General features: G+C 67.0%; 15 protein-coding genes. All 15 read right to left on the reverse strand.

Features of this window, described 5'->3' with window-relative positions; all coding sequences use genetic code 11:
• Nucleotides 1–23 precede the first annotated feature (23 nt).
• The 15 genes from ABIE00_RS15550 to ABIE00_RS15620 all read right to left on the reverse strand — a co-directional run bounded on the left by ABIE00_RS15550 (nucleotide 24) and on the right by ABIE00_RS15620 (nucleotide 15,585).
• Entirely contained in the window at nucleotides 24–950 is a 927-nt protein-coding gene (locus tag ABIE00_RS15550) for an RluA family pseudouridine synthase (protein ID WP_354261678.1), read from the reverse strand.
• Complete coding sequence (gene lspA / locus ABIE00_RS15555) at nucleotides 943–1,515, reverse strand: signal peptidase II (protein WP_354261679.1); 573 nt, start codon at nucleotides 1,513–1,515, stop codon at nucleotides 943–945. Before lspA ends, ABIE00_RS15550 begins: the two co-directional genes overlap by 8 nt.
• A gap of 81 nt (nucleotides 1,516–1,596) precedes the next feature.
• Nucleotides 1,597–2,292, reverse strand: a complete 696-nt coding sequence (locus tag ABIE00_RS15560; RefSeq protein ID WP_331573491.1) for a DivIVA domain-containing protein — start codon at nucleotides 2,290–2,292, stop codon at nucleotides 1,597–1,599.
• A gap of 187 nt (nucleotides 2,293–2,479) precedes the next feature.
• Entirely contained in the window at nucleotides 2,480–2,767 is a 288-nt protein-coding gene (locus ABIE00_RS15565; RefSeq protein WP_354261680.1) for a YggT family protein, read from the reverse strand.
• A gap of 135 nt (nucleotides 2,768–2,902) precedes the next feature.
• Nucleotides 2,903–3,433, reverse strand: coding sequence for a cell division protein SepF (locus ABIE00_RS15570; RefSeq protein ID WP_354261681.1), 531 nt, complete (start codon nucleotides 3,431–3,433; stop codon nucleotides 2,903–2,905).
• An 89-nt stretch (nucleotides 3,434–3,522) separates the two neighbouring features.
• Nucleotides 3,523–4,260, reverse strand: coding sequence for a YggS family pyridoxal phosphate-dependent enzyme (locus ABIE00_RS15575; protein WP_354261682.1), 738 nt, complete (start codon nucleotides 4,258–4,260; stop codon nucleotides 3,523–3,525).
• Nucleotides 4,253–4,945: a peptidoglycan editing factor PgeF gene (gene pgeF, locus ABIE00_RS15580; protein ID WP_354261683.1), complete on the reverse strand. Its 693-nt coding sequence runs from the start codon at nucleotides 4,943–4,945 to the stop codon at nucleotides 4,253–4,255. Before pgeF ends, ABIE00_RS15575 begins: the two co-directional genes overlap by 8 nt.
• 87 nt (nucleotides 4,946–5,032) lie before the next feature.
• A complete protein-coding gene (ftsZ, locus tag ABIE00_RS15585; protein ID WP_354261684.1) occupies nucleotides 5,033–6,265 on the reverse strand; it encodes a cell division protein FtsZ in 1,233 nt (410 codons plus the stop codon).
• 189 nt (nucleotides 6,266–6,454) lie between these two features.
• Complete coding sequence (locus ABIE00_RS15590; RefSeq protein WP_354261685.1) at nucleotides 6,455–7,606, reverse strand: cell division protein FtsQ/DivIB; 1,152 nt, start codon at nucleotides 7,604–7,606, stop codon at nucleotides 6,455–6,457.
• The gene (gene murC, locus ABIE00_RS15595) at nucleotides 7,599–8,978 is read right to left on the reverse strand and encodes a UDP-N-acetylmuramate--L-alanine ligase (protein ID WP_354261686.1); all 1,380 of its coding nucleotides are present in this window, start codon (nucleotides 8,976–8,978) and stop codon (nucleotides 7,599–7,601) included. Before murC ends, ABIE00_RS15590 begins: the two co-directional genes overlap by 8 nt.
• A complete protein-coding gene (gene murG, locus ABIE00_RS15600; protein ID WP_354261687.1) occupies nucleotides 8,975–10,075 on the reverse strand; it encodes an undecaprenyldiphospho-muramoylpentapeptide beta-N-acetylglucosaminyltransferase in 1,101 nt (366 codons plus the stop codon). The genes murC and murG overlap by 4 nt, the downstream gene beginning before the upstream one ends.
• Nucleotides 10,076–10,086: 11 nt before the next feature.
• Nucleotides 10,087–11,418 (reverse strand): putative lipid II flippase FtsW, encoded by a 1,332-nt coding sequence (gene ftsW / locus ABIE00_RS15605; protein WP_354261688.1) that lies wholly within the window; start codon nucleotides 11,416–11,418, stop codon nucleotides 10,087–10,089.
• A gap of 2 nt (nucleotides 11,419–11,420) precedes the next feature.
• A complete protein-coding gene (gene murD, locus ABIE00_RS15610) occupies nucleotides 11,421–13,025 on the reverse strand; it encodes a UDP-N-acetylmuramoyl-L-alanine--D-glutamate ligase (protein ID WP_354261689.1) in 1,605 nt (534 codons plus the stop codon).
• Entirely contained in the window at nucleotides 13,007–14,116 is a 1,110-nt protein-coding gene (mraY, locus tag ABIE00_RS15615) for a phospho-N-acetylmuramoyl-pentapeptide-transferase (protein WP_354261690.1), read from the reverse strand. Before mraY ends, murD begins: the two co-directional genes overlap by 19 nt.
• Nucleotides 14,113–15,585 carry a UDP-N-acetylmuramoyl-tripeptide--D-alanyl-D-alanine ligase gene (locus ABIE00_RS15620; protein WP_354261691.1) on the reverse strand — a complete coding sequence of 491 codons (1,473 nt, stop codon included), beginning with the start codon at nucleotides 15,583–15,585 and terminating at the stop codon, nucleotides 14,113–14,115. Before ABIE00_RS15620 ends, mraY begins: the two co-directional genes overlap by 4 nt.
• Nucleotides 15,586–15,588: the final 3 nt, after the last annotated feature.

A 15,588-nucleotide genomic window follows, 5' to 3' on the forward strand; every position in this document is an offset into this window, starting at 1 on the left:
GGCAATGTCGGCGCGCCGGCGGCTCAGGCCTTGCCGGCGCCCAGGACCTCCAGTGCGTATGCGAGGTCCTCGGGATATTCGCTGGTGACGGTGACCCGTTCCCCGGTGCGCGGGTGGTCAAAGCCCAGTTCACGCGCGTGCAGCCATTGCCGGGTAAGCCCAAGGGTCGCGGCCAGCCGCGGGTCGGCCCCATACGTGAGGTCGCCGGCGCACGGATGGCGAAGCGCCGCGAAGTGGACCCGGATCTGGTGGGTCCTCCCGGTTTCCAGGTGCACCTCCACCAGGGTGGCCTTGCCAAAGGCCTCGAGGACCTCGTAGTGCGTGACCGACGGGCGGCCGTCCTCGATGACGGCGAAGCGCCATTCGTGGCCGGGGTGGCGGCCGATCGGGGCGTCGATGGTGCCCTGCAGGGGATCCGGCAGGCCCTGGACCACAGCGTGGTAGACCTTGTCCACGGTGCGTTCCTTGAACGCCCGCTTCAGGGCTGTGTAGGCGGGTTCCGTCTTGGCCACCACCATGACTCCGGAGGTCCCGACGTCGAGCCGGTGCACGATGCCCGCACGTTCCGGAGCGCCGGACGTGGAGATGCGGTAGCCGGCACCGGCGAGGCCGCCCACGACGGTGGGCCCCACCCAGCCCGGAGACGGGTGCGCCGCGACTCCCACCGGTTTGTCGACCACCACAAAGTCGTCGTCGTCCAGCAGGATCTTCAGGCCTTCCACAACTTCCTCCACGACTTCAAGGGGATCCCGGCGCTCGGGGACGGTCACGTGCAGCACGGTGCCGGAGGCGAGCTTGGCGGACTTGCCCACCGTTTTGCCGCCGCTGACGACGTTGCCTTCGGCGATCAGCGTTGCGGCGGACGAACGGGACATGCCCATCAGCTTGGCCAGGCCGGCATCCACGCGGGCCCCGTCCAGCTCCTCGGGCACCACCACCCGCTCAGACATCGTCGCCGCCCTTCCGCTTTTCGACGGCGTGGTGCGATCCGTCCAGCGCGATCCCCCGCAGTGTCAGCAGGCAGATGATCACCACGGAGGATACGACGGCGGAGTCGGCGATGTTGAAGATCGCGAAGTTGGGCAGCTGGATGAAGTCCACCACGTGCCCCATTCCAAAGGAGGGTTCCCGGAACAGCCGGTCCGTCAGGTTCCCCAGGGCGCCGCCGAACAGCAGACCCAGCGCCAGTGCCCACCACGCCGACCCGAGCTTGCGGAGCTGGAACAGGATGGCAGCGGCCACCACCATCATGATGATCGTGAATACCCAGGTCACGTTCTCGCCGATGGAGAAGGCAGCGCCGGAGTTGCGGATGTAGTACCAGTGCAGCAGCGGGGGCAGCACGGGAATCCGTTCGCCCTCCACCATGGTGCTGGTAACCCACAGCTTGGTGAGCTGGTCGAAGACGTAGGCGAAGACTGCCAGCCCTGCGAACAGGGACAGCAGGACGGCGCGCCGTGGCCGCGGTGATGATGAAGCTGGGTGCGCTGCGTCAGCGGCAAGGTCGTCAGTCATGGTGCTTTCATTCGGGAACCGTCGTTAATGGCAAAAGCCGGTGGCCGAGGAATCCTCAGCCACCGGCCTTCAGAATACGTGCTAAACGGCGGCGCTGCTGCTTTCGCCAACCTCAGGGGCGGCAACGGAACCACGGGCGTCCAGGTCGCGCAGCTGGCCCTCGATGTAGGCCTTCAGGCGTGAGCGGTAGTCGCGCTCGAAGCCGCGGAGCTGCTCTACCTTGCGCTCAAGGACGGAACGCTGCTGCTCCAGTGCACCGAGGATCTTGCGGGACTTTTCCTGCGCGTCGTTGACCAGGCTGCTGGCTTCGATCTGTGCTTCGGCGATGATCTTGTCGCGCTGCTGCTGGCCCTCGGCGACGTGGCGGTCGTGCATCTGCTGGGCCATGGCCAGCAGGCCCGCTGCGGACTCCGAGACGTTGCTGCTGGTGACGGCGGGTGCCTGGGCTGCGACGGGAGCTGCCTGCTCGGCTTCCTTCTTCTTGGCAGCTTCGGCGGCCTTGGCCTCGGCTTCGGCCTTGGCGCGCGCCTCGTCCTTCTCGGACTTGGACGGCGCGGGGACCTTCTCGACGACAGGGGCGACGGCGGAGGTGGCAGCCGGCGAACCGGAGCCGCCTTCGGCGAGCTTCTTGCGAAGCTCTTCGTTCTCCTGGTTCAGGCGCCGCAGTTCGACGACGATCTCGTCCAGGAAGTCGTCAACTTCGTCCTGGTCATAGCCTTCGCGGAACTTGGTCGGCTGAAAGCGCTTGTTGACAACGTCTTCTGGCGTCAAAGCCATCTGGTCACCTCGTTGGTCTAGTTCGTCAGGAGGCCTTCCGGCCGTCAAAACTACGGTACCTAAATTTGGTCTGGTTCCTCTAATTCAACACCGTGGCGTCAAACAAAAGGTCTTCCGCGCCCGGGGATCCCTGCGGATCGGCCCCGGCGCGGCAAGCTGATAAGGAGTGCGGCAGGCTGATATGAAGTTATGCAAATGACTTGGTGATCGCCATGGCAATGCTCAGGCCGATGAACAACACCAGGAAACCGAGGTCCAGCGAGACACCGCCCAGGCGCAGCGGCGGGATGATCCGCCGCAGGACCTTCAGCGGCGGATCGGTCACGGAGTAGACCGCATGAGCCGCCACCAATGCTACCCCGCGTGGACGCCACTCCCGCGCGAACATCTGAACCCAGTCGTAGACAAGGCGGACAATCAAAGCGACGAATATGAACAGCAGGACGATATAGACGAGCCCGAATAGTATTCCCATGAGCTAACCCATTGTCTCCATGTTCATCGCGGGCACTCCTGCGCCCTTGGATTCCTGCCAGTTTTTTGCTGCTCCCCTATTTCAGCACGGATGCCAGGCAGGTGTGTCCCTGCCTGGCATCCGGAGAGCCGTTTTTTAGCTTTGGTTGAAGAAACTGGCGGTGGCGTCGCTTACTTTTTTGTCATCTCCGATGACTTCAACGTACGACGGCGACAGCAGGAAAACCTTGTTGGTCACCCGTTCGATGCTTCCGCGCAGACCAAAGACCAGGCCGGCGGAAAAGTCGACGAGCCGCTTGGCGTCCGCCTCCCCCATGTCCGTCACATTCATGATGACGGGGATACCGTCACGGAAGCTTTCGCCGATGAGCTTGGCGTCGTTGTAGGAACGGGGGTGGATCGTGGTGATCTGCCGCAGTCCGGTGGTCTCTTCGCGGCTTGATGCCGCACGCTTGATGGGTGTCACGGGTGCGCGGTATTCCTCTTCGGCAGCTGGTGGCACTTCACGGGTGACCTCTCGGAGCGGCGCCGGCGCGCGGCGCTCTTCACGGTCATGCTCCATTGAGTTGTCCTCGTCCTTTTGCTGGGTGGAAAGCTCAGACTCGTAGTGTTCATCGCCGTCGGCGAGCCCAAGATAGATCATTGTCTTGCGCAGAGCGCCAGCCATGGTCGACTCCTAATCGTGTCCGGAAGCGGGCCGCCCAAAGGTCAAGACAGCATTGGAATCCCCGCCATTCACTTCCAATACGACAGACGCTACCGCACGGCCGGGCGCGAACCGAGAATATCTGAACCAATTCGGAGGTGTGTCGCACCGAATCGGACAGCTGATTCCAGGTCCTGGCTCATGCCGGCGGAAATCCCAGTGGCGCCGGGAAAATCCCGCTGCAGGCCGGTCGAAATGCCCAGCAGTTTTTCAAACGCCCGATCGGGATCCGCGCCGAGCGGCGCCACCGCCATGACACCGGCCAGGCGAAGCCCGTTTGCTGCTTCGAGCTGTTCGGCCAGCTGCGGCACCTCGTCAGGCGCCGCCCCGCCGCGGTGGGCTCCGGCGTCCTCATCCAGGCCTACCTGGATGAAACAGTCCAGATCGGCACGGCCGTTCAGTTCCTGCTGGGCGGCCATGGCCCGCTCCAGTGCGGTCACCAGCTGGGAGCGGTCCACCGAATGAACGGCAGACGCGTACCGGACCACGGTCTTGGACTTCTTGCTCTGGAGCTGGCCCACGAAATGCCAGGTCAGGTCCAGGGACTGGAGTTCCTCGGCTTTCGCAGACGCCTCCTGGTCCCGGTTCTCCCCGAAGTCCCGGACCCCAAGCGCTGCCAGCCGGCGGACGTCGTCGGCAGGGTGGAACTTGCTGACCACTATCAGCCGCGGCGGGTTCTCTTCGCGGCCCGCCGCAGCGGCGGCACGGTCGATGCGCTGCCGGACCGCGTCCAGGCGCTCCCCCAGCTGTACTGTCCGGGCATCCCCGGCTGCCCGCCTGTCAGTCATGGGTCCACACCAGTCCGGCGAATCTGCCGGACCGGGAGTCACGGCGGTAGGAAAACAAGGACTCGTTCTCAAGCGTGCAGGGTCCGCGGTATTCGACGGGAACGCCCAGGGCGTCGAGCTGGCTGGCGGCACCGGCGGGCAGGTCCAGGGCCGGCGTTCCCCATGATGTGGTTGACCTTGTGGAGGGCAGGACGGCGGCGACCTCATCGCGGAGTTCAGCGGGCACCTCATAGCAGCTGCCACAGACGGACGGGCCGAGCCACGCCCGGATATCCGTGGCGCCGGAGGCGCGCATTTCCTCAACCGCCGCCGGAATGACGCCGGAGAACAGGCCGGGACGCCCGGCATGGACGGCTGCCAGCACCGGGCCGGAAGCCCCGTCACCCACCAGGACCAGCGGAATGCAGTCCGCCACCATCACCGCAAGCGGCTGGCCGAGGGACACCAGAGCATCCGCCGTCGGTGCCGGCGGCGCAGGTTCGACAACGAGGGACACGTCGTTGCCGTGGACCTGGTTCATGTACTGGAACCGCCGCGGCGCCACGCCGGCGGCATGCTCCAGCCGGGCCCTGCGGCGGTGTACCGCAGCGGCATCGTCGCCCACGTGCAGGGCGAGGTTGCCGGCATTCGTGTCAGTGAACGCCACGGACACGCCAGGCTGCACTTCAGCACGCCACAAAAACAATCAGAACTCCGGCACTCAAGGTCAGGAAACGAGGGTAGCGGCCGGGCGGTTTGTCCGCCCGGCGGCCTCCTACTTCAGGGAATCGGGCTACTTCAGGAAATCGGGGACGTCCAGGTCGTCGGACCGGCTGCCGGTGAGGTCAGGCTCTACCACCGACGGAAGGTCGACGTCGAAACCCGAGTCAGCGGGGACAGCGGCGGGGCGCTGCTGCCCCCAGCTGCCGAGGCCTGCGGCGCCGACGCCGGCGTGTACGGGCTGGACATGTACCTGCTGGCTGCCTGCGGACGGCTGGCTCTGCGGGGCGGCCGCCGGCACGGCGGGACGCTGCGGTGCCGCCTGCGGCTGCGACTGGTCCATGGACGGCGAGGTGGCCTTGACGTCGTCGAAGCCGGCCGCGATGACCGTGACGCGGGCTTCATCGCCTAGGGCGTCGTCGATGACCGCACCGAAGATGATGTTGGCCTCGGGGTGGGCGACCTCCTGCACCAGGCGCGCAGCTTCGTTGATCTCGAACAGGCCGAGGTCGGAGCCGCCCTGGATGGACAGCAGGACACCGTGGGCGCCGTCGATGCTGGCTTCCAGCAGCGGGGAGGCGATGGCGAGCTCGGCTGCCTTGACCGCGCGATCCTCGCCGCGCGCGGAGCCGATGCCCATCAGGGCCGAACCTGCGCCCTGCATGACGGATTTCACGTCGGCGAAGTCGAGGTTGATCAGGCCCGGCGTGGTGATGAGGTCCGTGATGCCCTGGACACCGGACAGCAGGACCTGGTCAGCGGAGCGGAAGGCGTCCAGGACGGAGACGTTCCGGTCGCTGATCGACAGCAGGCGGTCGTTGGGGATCACGATCAGGGTGTCCACCTCGTCGCGGAGGGCGTCGATGCCCGCCTCGGCAGAGCCTGCGCGGCGCCGTCCCTCGAAGGTGAAGGGACGCGTGACAACGCCGATGGTCAGGGCACCAAGGGAGCGCGCAATGCGGGCAACGACCGGGGCGCCACCGGTTCCGGTGCCACCGCCTTCACCTGCGGTCACGAAGACCATGTCGGCACCGCGAAGGACTTCCTCAATCTCGTCGGCGTGGTCCTCGGCAGCCTGCTTGCCGACCTCCGGGTTCGCCCCGGCACCAAGCCCGCGCGTCAGCTCGCGCCCGACGTCGAGTTTTACGTCGGCATCACTCATCAGCAGCGCCTGGGCGTCGGTGTTAATAGCTATGAATTCGACACCGCGGAGACCCACCTCGATCATGCGGTTGACTGCGTTCACGCCACCGCCGCCGATGCCGACGACCTTGATGACGGCCAAGTAATTCTGCGGAGCTGCCACGTTACGTGTCCCTTGTTAGTGTCCTATTGCGAAAACTGATGGAGTCGAGCTTGAAGCCCTGAACCTTAACCTTCCAGTTGAAGGTTATAGTTATGTCAAGTAACTCACCTCTGCGACGCTATTTCCTCTGCTGGCTACATTCAATAACCGCCACCGCGTGTCGTCCTAATCCCCGTGAAATACAGCGGCTCACCGCGTCACCGGATGACGCGGCACGCTTACGTCGTAGGTATTGACAGGATTCGCGGGATCGGCTGGCATCTTGAGCAGCGCTTCCAGCACCCGTGCCTTGAGCTCCTTCTCCCCCGCGTTGCCCCAGACCACGGTCTGGCCGTCCAACAGCTTCAGTTCCACCGCGTCCACGGACTTGGCCGAGGCGTTGGAGAGCTTGGCGAGCACATTGGCCGGCAGCGCGCCGAGGACCTCGGCCGTGGCCTGGAACAGGTCCTTGCCGATGGTGCCTGCGCCGCCGTCAATCAGCGGCAGCTTCACGGACGTGGGGTCGGCGGTGGTGCCGAGCTTCACGCCGTCGACGTCCACGAGCATGTAGTCGTTGCCCCGCTTGACGAGGGCAACGGGGACGCGTTCCTGGACGTGCACCACCAGGACGGACGGAGGGTGGGCCTGGGTGGTGACCGATTTGATCTGCACCAGCGGCTTCAGCAGGGACTCGACCTCGGAGCCGCTGACCTGCGGCAGCGGCGTGCCCAGCAGCGGCTTGAGCGCCGCCTGCACCTGGGCCGGTTTGAGGAGCTTCGTGCCGGTGACGCTGACGCTTTGCACAGCGAGCACCGGGGAATAGACGGCAGCGGCGATGAGCCCCGCCACGAGGACGGCCGTGACACACGCCGCCACGACGATGTTGCGCCTGATCCGCCGGCCGCGGGGTTCGGGAAAGGCCAGCACATTGTCCGGCGATGATCTGTCCGGCGATGATTTGTCCGGGCCTGATTTGCCCGGGCCCGTGTTTTCCGCCCCGGCGGCACCGGTCGCCGTAGTGCCCGGGTTCTTGGCTTCCTGGCGCTTCAGCCGGGCCCAAGGCGCTTTGGCCGGCTTGTCCTGCCCCCTGGCCGTTCGTGTCGTGGCGCTGGGTGCTGCGTCCTTCGGTGTCCTGGCCTTCGGTGTCTTGGCCTTGGGTGTCCTGTCCTTCGGCGTGCTGCCGTGCTTCTCCTGGGCAGCGCTCTCCGGGACACCCTTCGAGGCGGTGATCACTTCCGGATTGCGGCCGTCGGAGCCTGACCCTGCGCCGGAGCCCCGGGCAGCACCAGCGTCCGGGCCGGCACCGGAATCCCGGGCAGCGGGCCTTGCCGGGCGGTAGGTGGGTCGCCGGGTGCTAGCCACCGAGGGACTCCACGATCAGCGGCCCGTAAGCGGTGACGTCCCCGGCGCCGGCGGTAAGGATGATGTCCCCCGGCTGGGCGGCGGCGGCCAGGGCAGCCACGGCCTCGTCGCCGGCTCCGACCAGGCGCCCGCCAGAACCGAGGTGCTCGGTGATGAGCGTGCTGGTGACGCCCGGGATGGGATCCTCGCGGGCGGGGTAGATGTCGAGCACCAAGGCAGTGTCCGCGGCGTTGAGCGCATCGGCGAACTCTGCGGCAAACTCCCGGGTCCGGGAGAATAGGTGCGGCTGGAAAAGGACGTGCACCTTGTGGTCGCCGGCCACGGACCGGGCGGCCGCCAGGGCGGCCCGCACCTCCGTGGGGTGGTGGGCGTAGTCGTCGTAGACCCGCACGCCACGGCCCTCCCCCTTGTATTCGAACCGCCGGGACGCACCCGAGAACCCCGCCAGGGCGGAGGCCGCGGCCCTGGCGTCCACGCCGAGTTCCAGCGCCACCGCCATCGCGGCGGCAGCGTTCAGCGCATTGTGCCGTCCCGGGACCTGCAGTGCCAGCGGGAACCGGCCGCCCGCCGTCGTGATGGCCACCCTGCCGGGTCCGCCGTCGTCGAGCCGGAGGTCGGCAGCCTCGGAGGTGCCGTACAGGACAACGCGGGCGTTGCCCCGCTCACGGGTGCGCAGCGCCAGCGCGTGCGCCCCGGCGTCGTCAGCGCAGGCCACCAGCACGCCGTCCGCGGGCAGCAGTGCCGTGAACCGGTCGAATGATTCGTACACGGCTTCGGCAGTGCCGTAGTGATCGAGGTGGTCCGGTTCCACGTTGGTGACGACGGCGATCTGCGGCCGGTAGTTCAGGAAAGAACCATCGGATTCATCCGCCTCGGCAACGAACACCTGTGAGCTGCCGTTGGCCGCGTTCACGCCAAGCGCCGGAACATTGGCCCCGATCGCGAAGGACGGGTCCAGGCCCGCGCCCTGCAGCAGCACGGTGATCATGGAGGTCGTGGTGGACTTCCCGTGGGTTCCTGCCACGGTCACCACCAGGTCCTCGCCCATGGTGGCGGCAAGGGCTTCGGAACGGTGCAGCACCGGCAGGCCGGCGGCACGTGCGGCCTTTAGTTCCGGATTGTCCTTGCGGATGGCCGATCCTGCCACGACGGTCTGGGCGTCACCGAGGTTGCCGGCCTCGTAGCCCACGCAGATCCGGGCGCCGGCCGCGGCGAGCTCCGCCATGACCGGGAGGTCCTTGGCATCCGTTCCGCTGACGGGGATCCCGCGCGCCACCATGATCCTGGCGACGGCGGACATGCCCACGCCGCCGATTCCGATGAAGTGCACGCGGCCCAGTGCTTGCTGGCTGGGTGCTGCGTTGGTGGTCATTTGGATACCGCTTCCAGTACGAGGTCTGCCATGAGCCGGTCGGCATTTCGGATGCCAAGGTTCTCCGCGTTCGCCGCCATCGTGTCCAGGCGCGCACGGTCGGTCAGCAGCGGGATGAGGCTGGTGCGGACCCACTCGGGGGTGAAGTCCCGGTCCGCCACCAGCAGGGCACCGCCCGCATCCACCAGTCCGCGCGCATTCAGCGCCTGCTCGCCGTTGCCAATCGGCAACGGCACGAACACCGCGGGAACACCGACGGCGGCCACCTCGCTCACGGTGGCCGCGCCGGAACGGGCGAGCAGCAGGTCAGCCGCGGCGTAGACGGTCTCCATGCCGTCCACGTACTCGAGCTGACGGTAGCCGTCGGCGGTGAGCACATTGCCGTCCGGGTCCTCCACGGACTTCCCGCGGCCGGTGATGTGGATGGTCTGGACGCCCGCCCGGGACAGCGCCTCGAGCGAAGCAGCCACGGTGCGGTTGATGCTTTGCGCCCCGGACGAGCCGCCGGTGACGATGAGCACCGGCTTTTCAGGCTGCAGGTCCAACTTGCGCAGCGCGGCGTTCCGCGCCGTCGCCCTGACCATGGCCGAGACTTCGCGGCGCATGGGCATGCCCACGTGGCGGGCGTTGCGCAGCGGGGTGCCGGCGAAGGCCACGGCCACGTGCCGGCTCAGCCGCGCCCCGACCCGGTTGGCCAGGCCCGGCCGGGTGTTGGCTTCGTGGATCACGATGGGGATTTTCCGGCGCCACGCTGCGAGGTACATGGGCGTGCAGACGTAGCCGCCCACGCCCACGAGGACGTCCGCACCGGCTTCGTCAAGGATGCGTCCGGCCTGCCGCACAGCGCCGGCGAGGCGGCCGGGAAGGCGAAGCAGGTCTGCGGAGGGCTTGCGCGGGAACGGGACCCGGTCGATGGTGGCCAGTTCCAGCCCGGCGGCCGGGACCAGTCTGGTCTCCATGCCGGTGGCTGTTCCGACGGCGAGCAGCCGGGCGTCGGGACGGGCATCGCGGATGGCCGCGGCGATGGCCAGCAGCGGGTTGATATGGCCTGCTGTTCCGCCGCCGGCGAGGACCACGGACAATGACTCGGTTTTCATCAGGTGCTGGTTTACGCTTTCGTACGGGATTTCTTGCGCCCGGGCAGCCGCCACGGGCCGAGCAGTTTACGGGGCCGGATGTTGGGCGCCATCTGTTCTCGGGCCAGTGACAACACTACGCCGATCGCGCAGAGCGACATCAGCAGCGCCGAGCCGCCGTAGGAGATGAACGGCAGGGGAACGCCGATCACCGGCATCAGGCCGGTGACCACGGCCATGTTGACCGTTCCCTGGCCCAGCAGCCACACCATGATGGTTCCGGCAAGGACCCGGTGGAACAGGTCCTCCTGCGCCACCACCACGCGGTAGATGGCGGCGCCCAGGATGGCGAACAGGACCAGGACGACGACGGTCCCCACCAGTCCGAGTTCCTCACCGATGATGGCGAAGATGAAGTCGTTGTGGGCTTCCGGGATCCAGCTGTACTTTTGCCGGCTCTGCCCGAGCCCGACGCCGAACCAGCCGCCCGATGCCAGCCCGTAAAGGCCGTTGGTGGACTGGTAGTTGGCATCGATGCCGTCGCCGCAGCTCTGCCCGGTCCACCAGGACGTGATGCGGCAGACCCGGTTGGAACTGGTCATGGCCATGAACGCGATGACGGCTCCCAGGCCCACGGCCGCGAACCCGAACAGGTAAAGGCGCACCCCGGCAAAGAACAGGGCCGCGGCCGTGATGAGCATGATGAGCATGCCGGTGCCGAGGTCGTTTCCGATCAGGACGAGTCCGATGATCCCGCCGGCTATGGGCACCACGGGGACCACGGCGTGTCCCCACTGGTGCAGCAGTGACGCCTTCTTGGCCAGCACGGTGGCCATCCACAGGGCCAGCGCCAGCTTGGCCGCCTCGGAGGGCTGCAGGGTGAAGAACCCGCCTATGTCGATCCAGTTCTTGTTGCCGTTGACGCTGGTGCCGATGACCAGCACCAGCCCCAGCAGGGCATAGGCAATGATGATGCCCGGCCAGGCGAGCCTTTTCAGCCACACGACGTTGATCCGGGACAGCATGAACATGCCGAAGGTGCCGATTCCGGCGAACAGTCCCTGTTTGAGAGCGGCGGTATAGGGCGACTCGCCCGCGGCAATGGCCTCCACGCTCGATGCAGACAGCACCATCATGATGCCGATGGCGGTCAGGGCCAGCGTGGTGCCGAGGATGAGGTAGTAGGTGGAGCCGTTGCGCGACTTTCCGTTTCCCTCGAGGGCCGACCAGAAGCGCCGGTACCACCGGAGCAGCCGGCCGCCGGCAGGAATCCTGGCGGCGGGAGTCTTGGATGCAGCACCCGGTTTAGGGTTCTCCCCCGCCCGCTGCCGGGCGGCCGCGGGACGTGTGGGTGTGCTGACCATACTTACTCCTTGCCGGTCCGGGCCTCCCCTTCCACGAGCTCGCGGACCGCTGCAATGAAGGCGTCGCCACGGTGAGCATAGGAAGAGAACTGATCCATGGATGCAGCAGCCGGGGCCATCAGCACAGTGTCACCCGAGGCGGCGAGCTGTGCCGCCGATGTAACGGCCCGGGCCATCACTGCCTCCCCGGTTTCGGCTGAATCCGGTGCGGCGTCATGTCCGGTTCCGGCTAACTGCACAATTTCAGTGTGGCCTGCCGCCTGCCTGATGACGGGGACATCCGGCGCGTGTCGCTGCAGGGACTCTTCCAGTGATGCAGTGTCTTTGCCGATGAGCACCACGGCTTTGAGGCGGCGCGCATGGTCGCGGACCAGGTCGTCGTAGCTGACACCCTTGGACAGGCCGCCGGCGATCCACACCACCGGATCAAAGGCCGCCAGGGAGGCGGAAGCGGCGTGCGGGTTGGTGGCTTTGGAGTCGTTGATCCAGAGAACGCCGTTTTGATTGGCGACCGGCTGGATGCGGTGGCTTCCGGGGATGTAGGCCCGCAGTCCTTCGCGCACGTGCTCCGGGCTGACGCCGTAGGCACGAACCAGGCCCGCGGCGGCCAGGGCGTTGGCCACCATGTGGCGGGGCGCCACGGGGCCGAGGTCGGACATGGACGCCAGTTCGACGGCGCTGTCCTTCCGTTCGGGGATGAAGGCGCGGTCCACGAGCAGGCCCTCCACCACGCCGAGCATGCTGATGGCCGGAGTGAGGGTGGTGAAAGCCACGGCGCGGCAGCCCTCCACCACGTCCGCGTCCTCCACCATGCGCTCGGTTTCGATCTGCTCATCGTTGTAGATGCAGGCCTTCTGCGTGTTTTCGTAGATTTTGGCCTTGTCGGCGAGGTAGGACTCGTAGGAGCCGTGCCAGTCCACGTGGTCCTCGGCGACGTTGAGGCACACGCTGGCGACGGCCGAGATGGAGTCTGACCAGTGCAGCTGGAAGCTGGAGAGCTCCACGGCGAAGACGTCATACTCCACAGGATCACGGAGGGCATCAAGGATGGGCGTACCGACGTTGCCGACGGCGATGGCCTTCAGCCCGGCGGCCCGCAGCATGGATTCGGTCAGGCCGACCGTCGTCGTCTTGCCGTTCGTGCCGGTGATGGTGAGCCAGTCGGCCGTTTTGCGGCCCTCGCGGACACGGAGCCGCCAGGCGAGTTCGACGTCGCCCCAGACCGGGATGTGGGCGCGGGCGGCAGCCGCCAGCAGGGCCTGGTCGGGACGCCAGCCGGGTGAGGTGACCACGAGGTCGGGCTTCACGCCGTCGATCTTGGGCAGCGTGCGGACGGCATCCTCCCCGAGGAGGACATCGGCGGCGCCCACGATCCGCAGCGTGTCCGCCTTGGCCTGGGCCGTTTCTGTGGTGGCGCCGTCGACCACCACCACGCGGGCGCCGAGTTCGATCAGCGTGTCCGCGGCTGCGAAGCCGGAGACACCGATCCCGGTGACCACGACGCGCAGCCCTGCCCAGTCGGCGTCCCAGCTGACCAGGTCTTTGAGCCTGGCCGGGCCGGTTGCATGGTTCTGCAATGCGGAGCCGTTCACAGCAGGACCACCCATTCTGCGTAGAAGATGCCAAGACCCGCGGCCACGAACAGGCCGGCGAGGATCCAGAACCGGACAACCACGGTGACTTCCGCCCAGCCCTTGAGTTCGAAGTGGTGCTGCAGCGGCGCCATCTTGAAGAAGCGCTTGCCCTTCGTCACCTTGAAGTAGCCCACCTGGATGATGACGGAGAGCGTGATGAGGACGAACAGGCCGCCGATGAAGGCGAGCAGCAGTTCGGTGCGGGAGAGGATGGCGAACCCTGCGATGGCGCCGCCGATAGCGAGGGAGCCGGTGTCGCCCATGAAGATCTTGGCCGGTGAGGTGTTCCACCACAGGAAGCCCACCAGCGCGGCGCTCATGATCGCGGCGAGGAGCGCCAGGTCCAGGGGATCCCGGACCTGGTAACAGCCGCTGCCGGCCTGACGGGGCGAGCCGCAGGCCTGGTTGCTCTGCCAGATGCCCATGAGCGTGTACGCACCAAAGACCATGATGGCCGCGCCGGCGGCCAGCCCGTCCAGGCCGTCGGTGAGATTGACGCCGTTGGTGGCCGCGGTGACGATCAGGTTTGACCACACCACAAAGAGAATCGCGCCGAGCACCGTGCCGCCGAACGCGAGGTCCAGCCAGGGGATATCGCGGACCAGCGAGATCTTGGTGGAGGCCGGGGTGAGGCCGTCAGGGTCCGGGAAGTAGAGCGCCATCACGGCGAAGATGATGCCCACCGCCGCCTGGAGGATCAGTTTGGCCTTGGCGTTCAGGCCAAGGCTGCGCTGCCGGGAAATCTTGATGAAGTCGTCGAGGAAGCCCACCAGGCCCATGCCCACCATCAGGAACAGCAGCAGAAGCGCGGAGGCCGACGGACCGGGCGACCGGGGGTTCATCAGCCACATGATCAGGTGCGTCAGTCCGTAGCTGAGCAGGACGGCGCCCACCACCACGGTGCCGCCCATGGTGGGCGTGCCGCGCTTGGTGTGGTGCGAGGTCGGTCCGTCATCGCGGATGAATTGGCCATAGCTCTTGTGGACCAGCAGGCGGATGAAGAGCGGGGTGCCCACCAGTGCCAGCAGCAGGGCCAGGCCAGCGCCGATCAGAAGTGCAATCACAGCAGCTCGCTCCCTTCATTGGCAGTCGTGGGGGTGGCATGTGGGGGTAATGCTATCCGATCACCCAAATGGCGCAGTCCCACGCTGTTCGAGGACTTGAACAGCACCAGGTCACCGGGTTCGAGCTGCTCCTGGAGCAGTTCGTAGGCCTCGTCAACAGTCTCCGCGAAGATGCATTCATCCCCCCAGGACCCTTCCTGCACGGCGGAAACGTAGAGCGAACGCGCTTCCCGGCCCACCACCAGGAGGCGGGAGATGTTCAGCCGCACCACCTGGGTGCCGACGGCAGTGTGCTCGCGGATGGAATCGTCGCCGAGTTCCAGCATGGCCCCGAGTACGGCCCAGGTGCGGCGGCCGCGGCCGAGGTCGGCCAGCGTGCGCAGGGCGGCCCGCATGGATTCCGGGTTGGCGTTGTAGGCGTCGTTGATGACTGTGACGCCGTCGGGCCGTTCGGTCCGCTCCATGCGCCACCGGCTGGCCGCGGACTGGGAGTTCAGTGAAGCGCTGATCCGCTCGGCTGGAATGCCGGCCGCGTGCGCGGCCGCTGCGGCGGCGAGGAGGTTCGCCACGTGGTGTTCGCCGATGAGTTTGCTCGTGACCCTCACGGTGGGCTCCCCCGGCACTTCGAGGTCGAACTCGGGGTTGCCTGTGGCGTTGGTGTCCAGGTTGGCGGCGCGGACTGCAGGAGCGTCCGGGTCGGCATCGCGCGAGGAGAAGCCCAGGACACTGGCCTGGGTCCGCGCGGCCATCGGGGCAACGCGGAAGTCGTCAAGGTTCAGCACGGCGGTGCCGTCTGCGGGCAGCGCCTCGGCGAGTTCGCCCTTGGCGGCCGCGATGTTTTCCACGCCGCCGAATTCGCCGGCATGGGCTGTTCCTACGCCGAGCACCACACCAATCCCGGGGCGCACCATGTCGGCCAGGTAGCGGATGTGTCCGATGCCGGTGGCGCCCATTTCGATGACCAGGAACCGGGTGTCATAGCCGGCCTGGAACACCGTGAGGGGCACGCCGACCTCACCGTTGTAGGAGCCCTGGGGTGCAACCGTAGGGGCTTCAGCCGAGAGGATGCCCGCGAGCAGGTCCTTCGTCGTGGTCTTACCGGCCGAACCGGTGATGCCGATAACCGTCAGGTGCCCGCCGGCCGCCTCGCGGTGGTGGCGGATCCGCCGGACGGACTCTGCCGCCAGGGCGCCCATGGCCAGCACCGCGTCCTCGACGACGACCGACGGATAGGTCCGGCCGGCGCCGTCCTTGATTTCGCGTTCGGTGAGGGCCAGCACCGCGCCACGGCCAAAGGCCGCGCCCACGAAGCTGTGCCCGTCCGCGCTCTCGCCCGGTTTGGCGACATAGAGGGAGCCGGCAACGGCCTCCCGCGAGTCAGTCACCACGGATCCCGGGGTGACGTCGGGGTCGGCAAGCAGCCGGCCGTTGGTGATTTCGGCGATTTCCGCCGCAGTTAGTTCAATCATGTC

Origin of the sequence: Arthrobacter sp. OAP107 (assembly GCF_040546765.1) — a bacterium.
Classification (GTDB): domain Bacteria; phylum Actinomycetota; class Actinomycetes; order Actinomycetales; family Micrococcaceae; genus Arthrobacter.

Bases quoted from the DNA above. Each gene is read 5' to 3' on its own strand.
- murG (WP_354261687.1), bottom strand. From the start codon at position 10,075: ATGAAAACCGAGTCATTGTCCGTGGTCCTCGCCGGCGGCGGAACAGCA.
- murC (WP_354261686.1), bottom strand. From the start codon at position 8,978: ATGACCACCAACGCAGCACCCAGCCAGCAAGCACTGGGCCGCGTGCAC.
- ABIE00_RS15560 (WP_331573491.1), bottom strand. From the start codon at position 2,292: ATGGCTTTGACGCCAGAAGACGTTGTCAACAAGCGCTTTCAGCCGACC.
- ABIE00_RS15565 (WP_354261680.1), bottom strand. From the start codon at position 2,767: ATGGGAATACTATTCGGGCTCGTCTATATCGTCCTGCTGTTCATATTC.
- ABIE00_RS15550 (WP_354261678.1), bottom strand. From the start codon at position 950: ATGTCTGAGCGGGTGGTGGTGCCCGAGGAGCTGGACGGGGCCCGCGTG.
- murD (WP_354261689.1), bottom strand. From the start codon at position 13,025: ATGGGTGGTCCTGCTGTGAACGGCTCCGCATTGCAGAACCATGCAACC.
- lspA (WP_354261679.1), bottom strand. From the start codon at position 1,515: ATGACTGACGACCTTGCCGCTGACGCAGCGCACCCAGCTTCATCATCA.
- ABIE00_RS15575 (WP_354261682.1), bottom strand. From the start codon at position 4,260: ATGACTGACAGGCGGGCAGCCGGGGATGCCCGGACAGTACAGCTGGGG.
- ftsW (WP_354261688.1), bottom strand. From the start codon at position 11,418: ATGGTCAGCACACCCACACGTCCCGCGGCCGCCCGGCAGCGGGCGGGG.
- ABIE00_RS15570 (WP_354261681.1), bottom strand. From the start codon at position 3,433: ATGGCTGGCGCTCTGCGCAAGACAATGATCTATCTTGGGCTCGCCGAC.
- ABIE00_RS15620 (WP_354261691.1), bottom strand. From the start codon at position 15,585: ATGATTGAACTAACTGCGGCGGAAATCGCCGAAATCACCAACGGCCGG.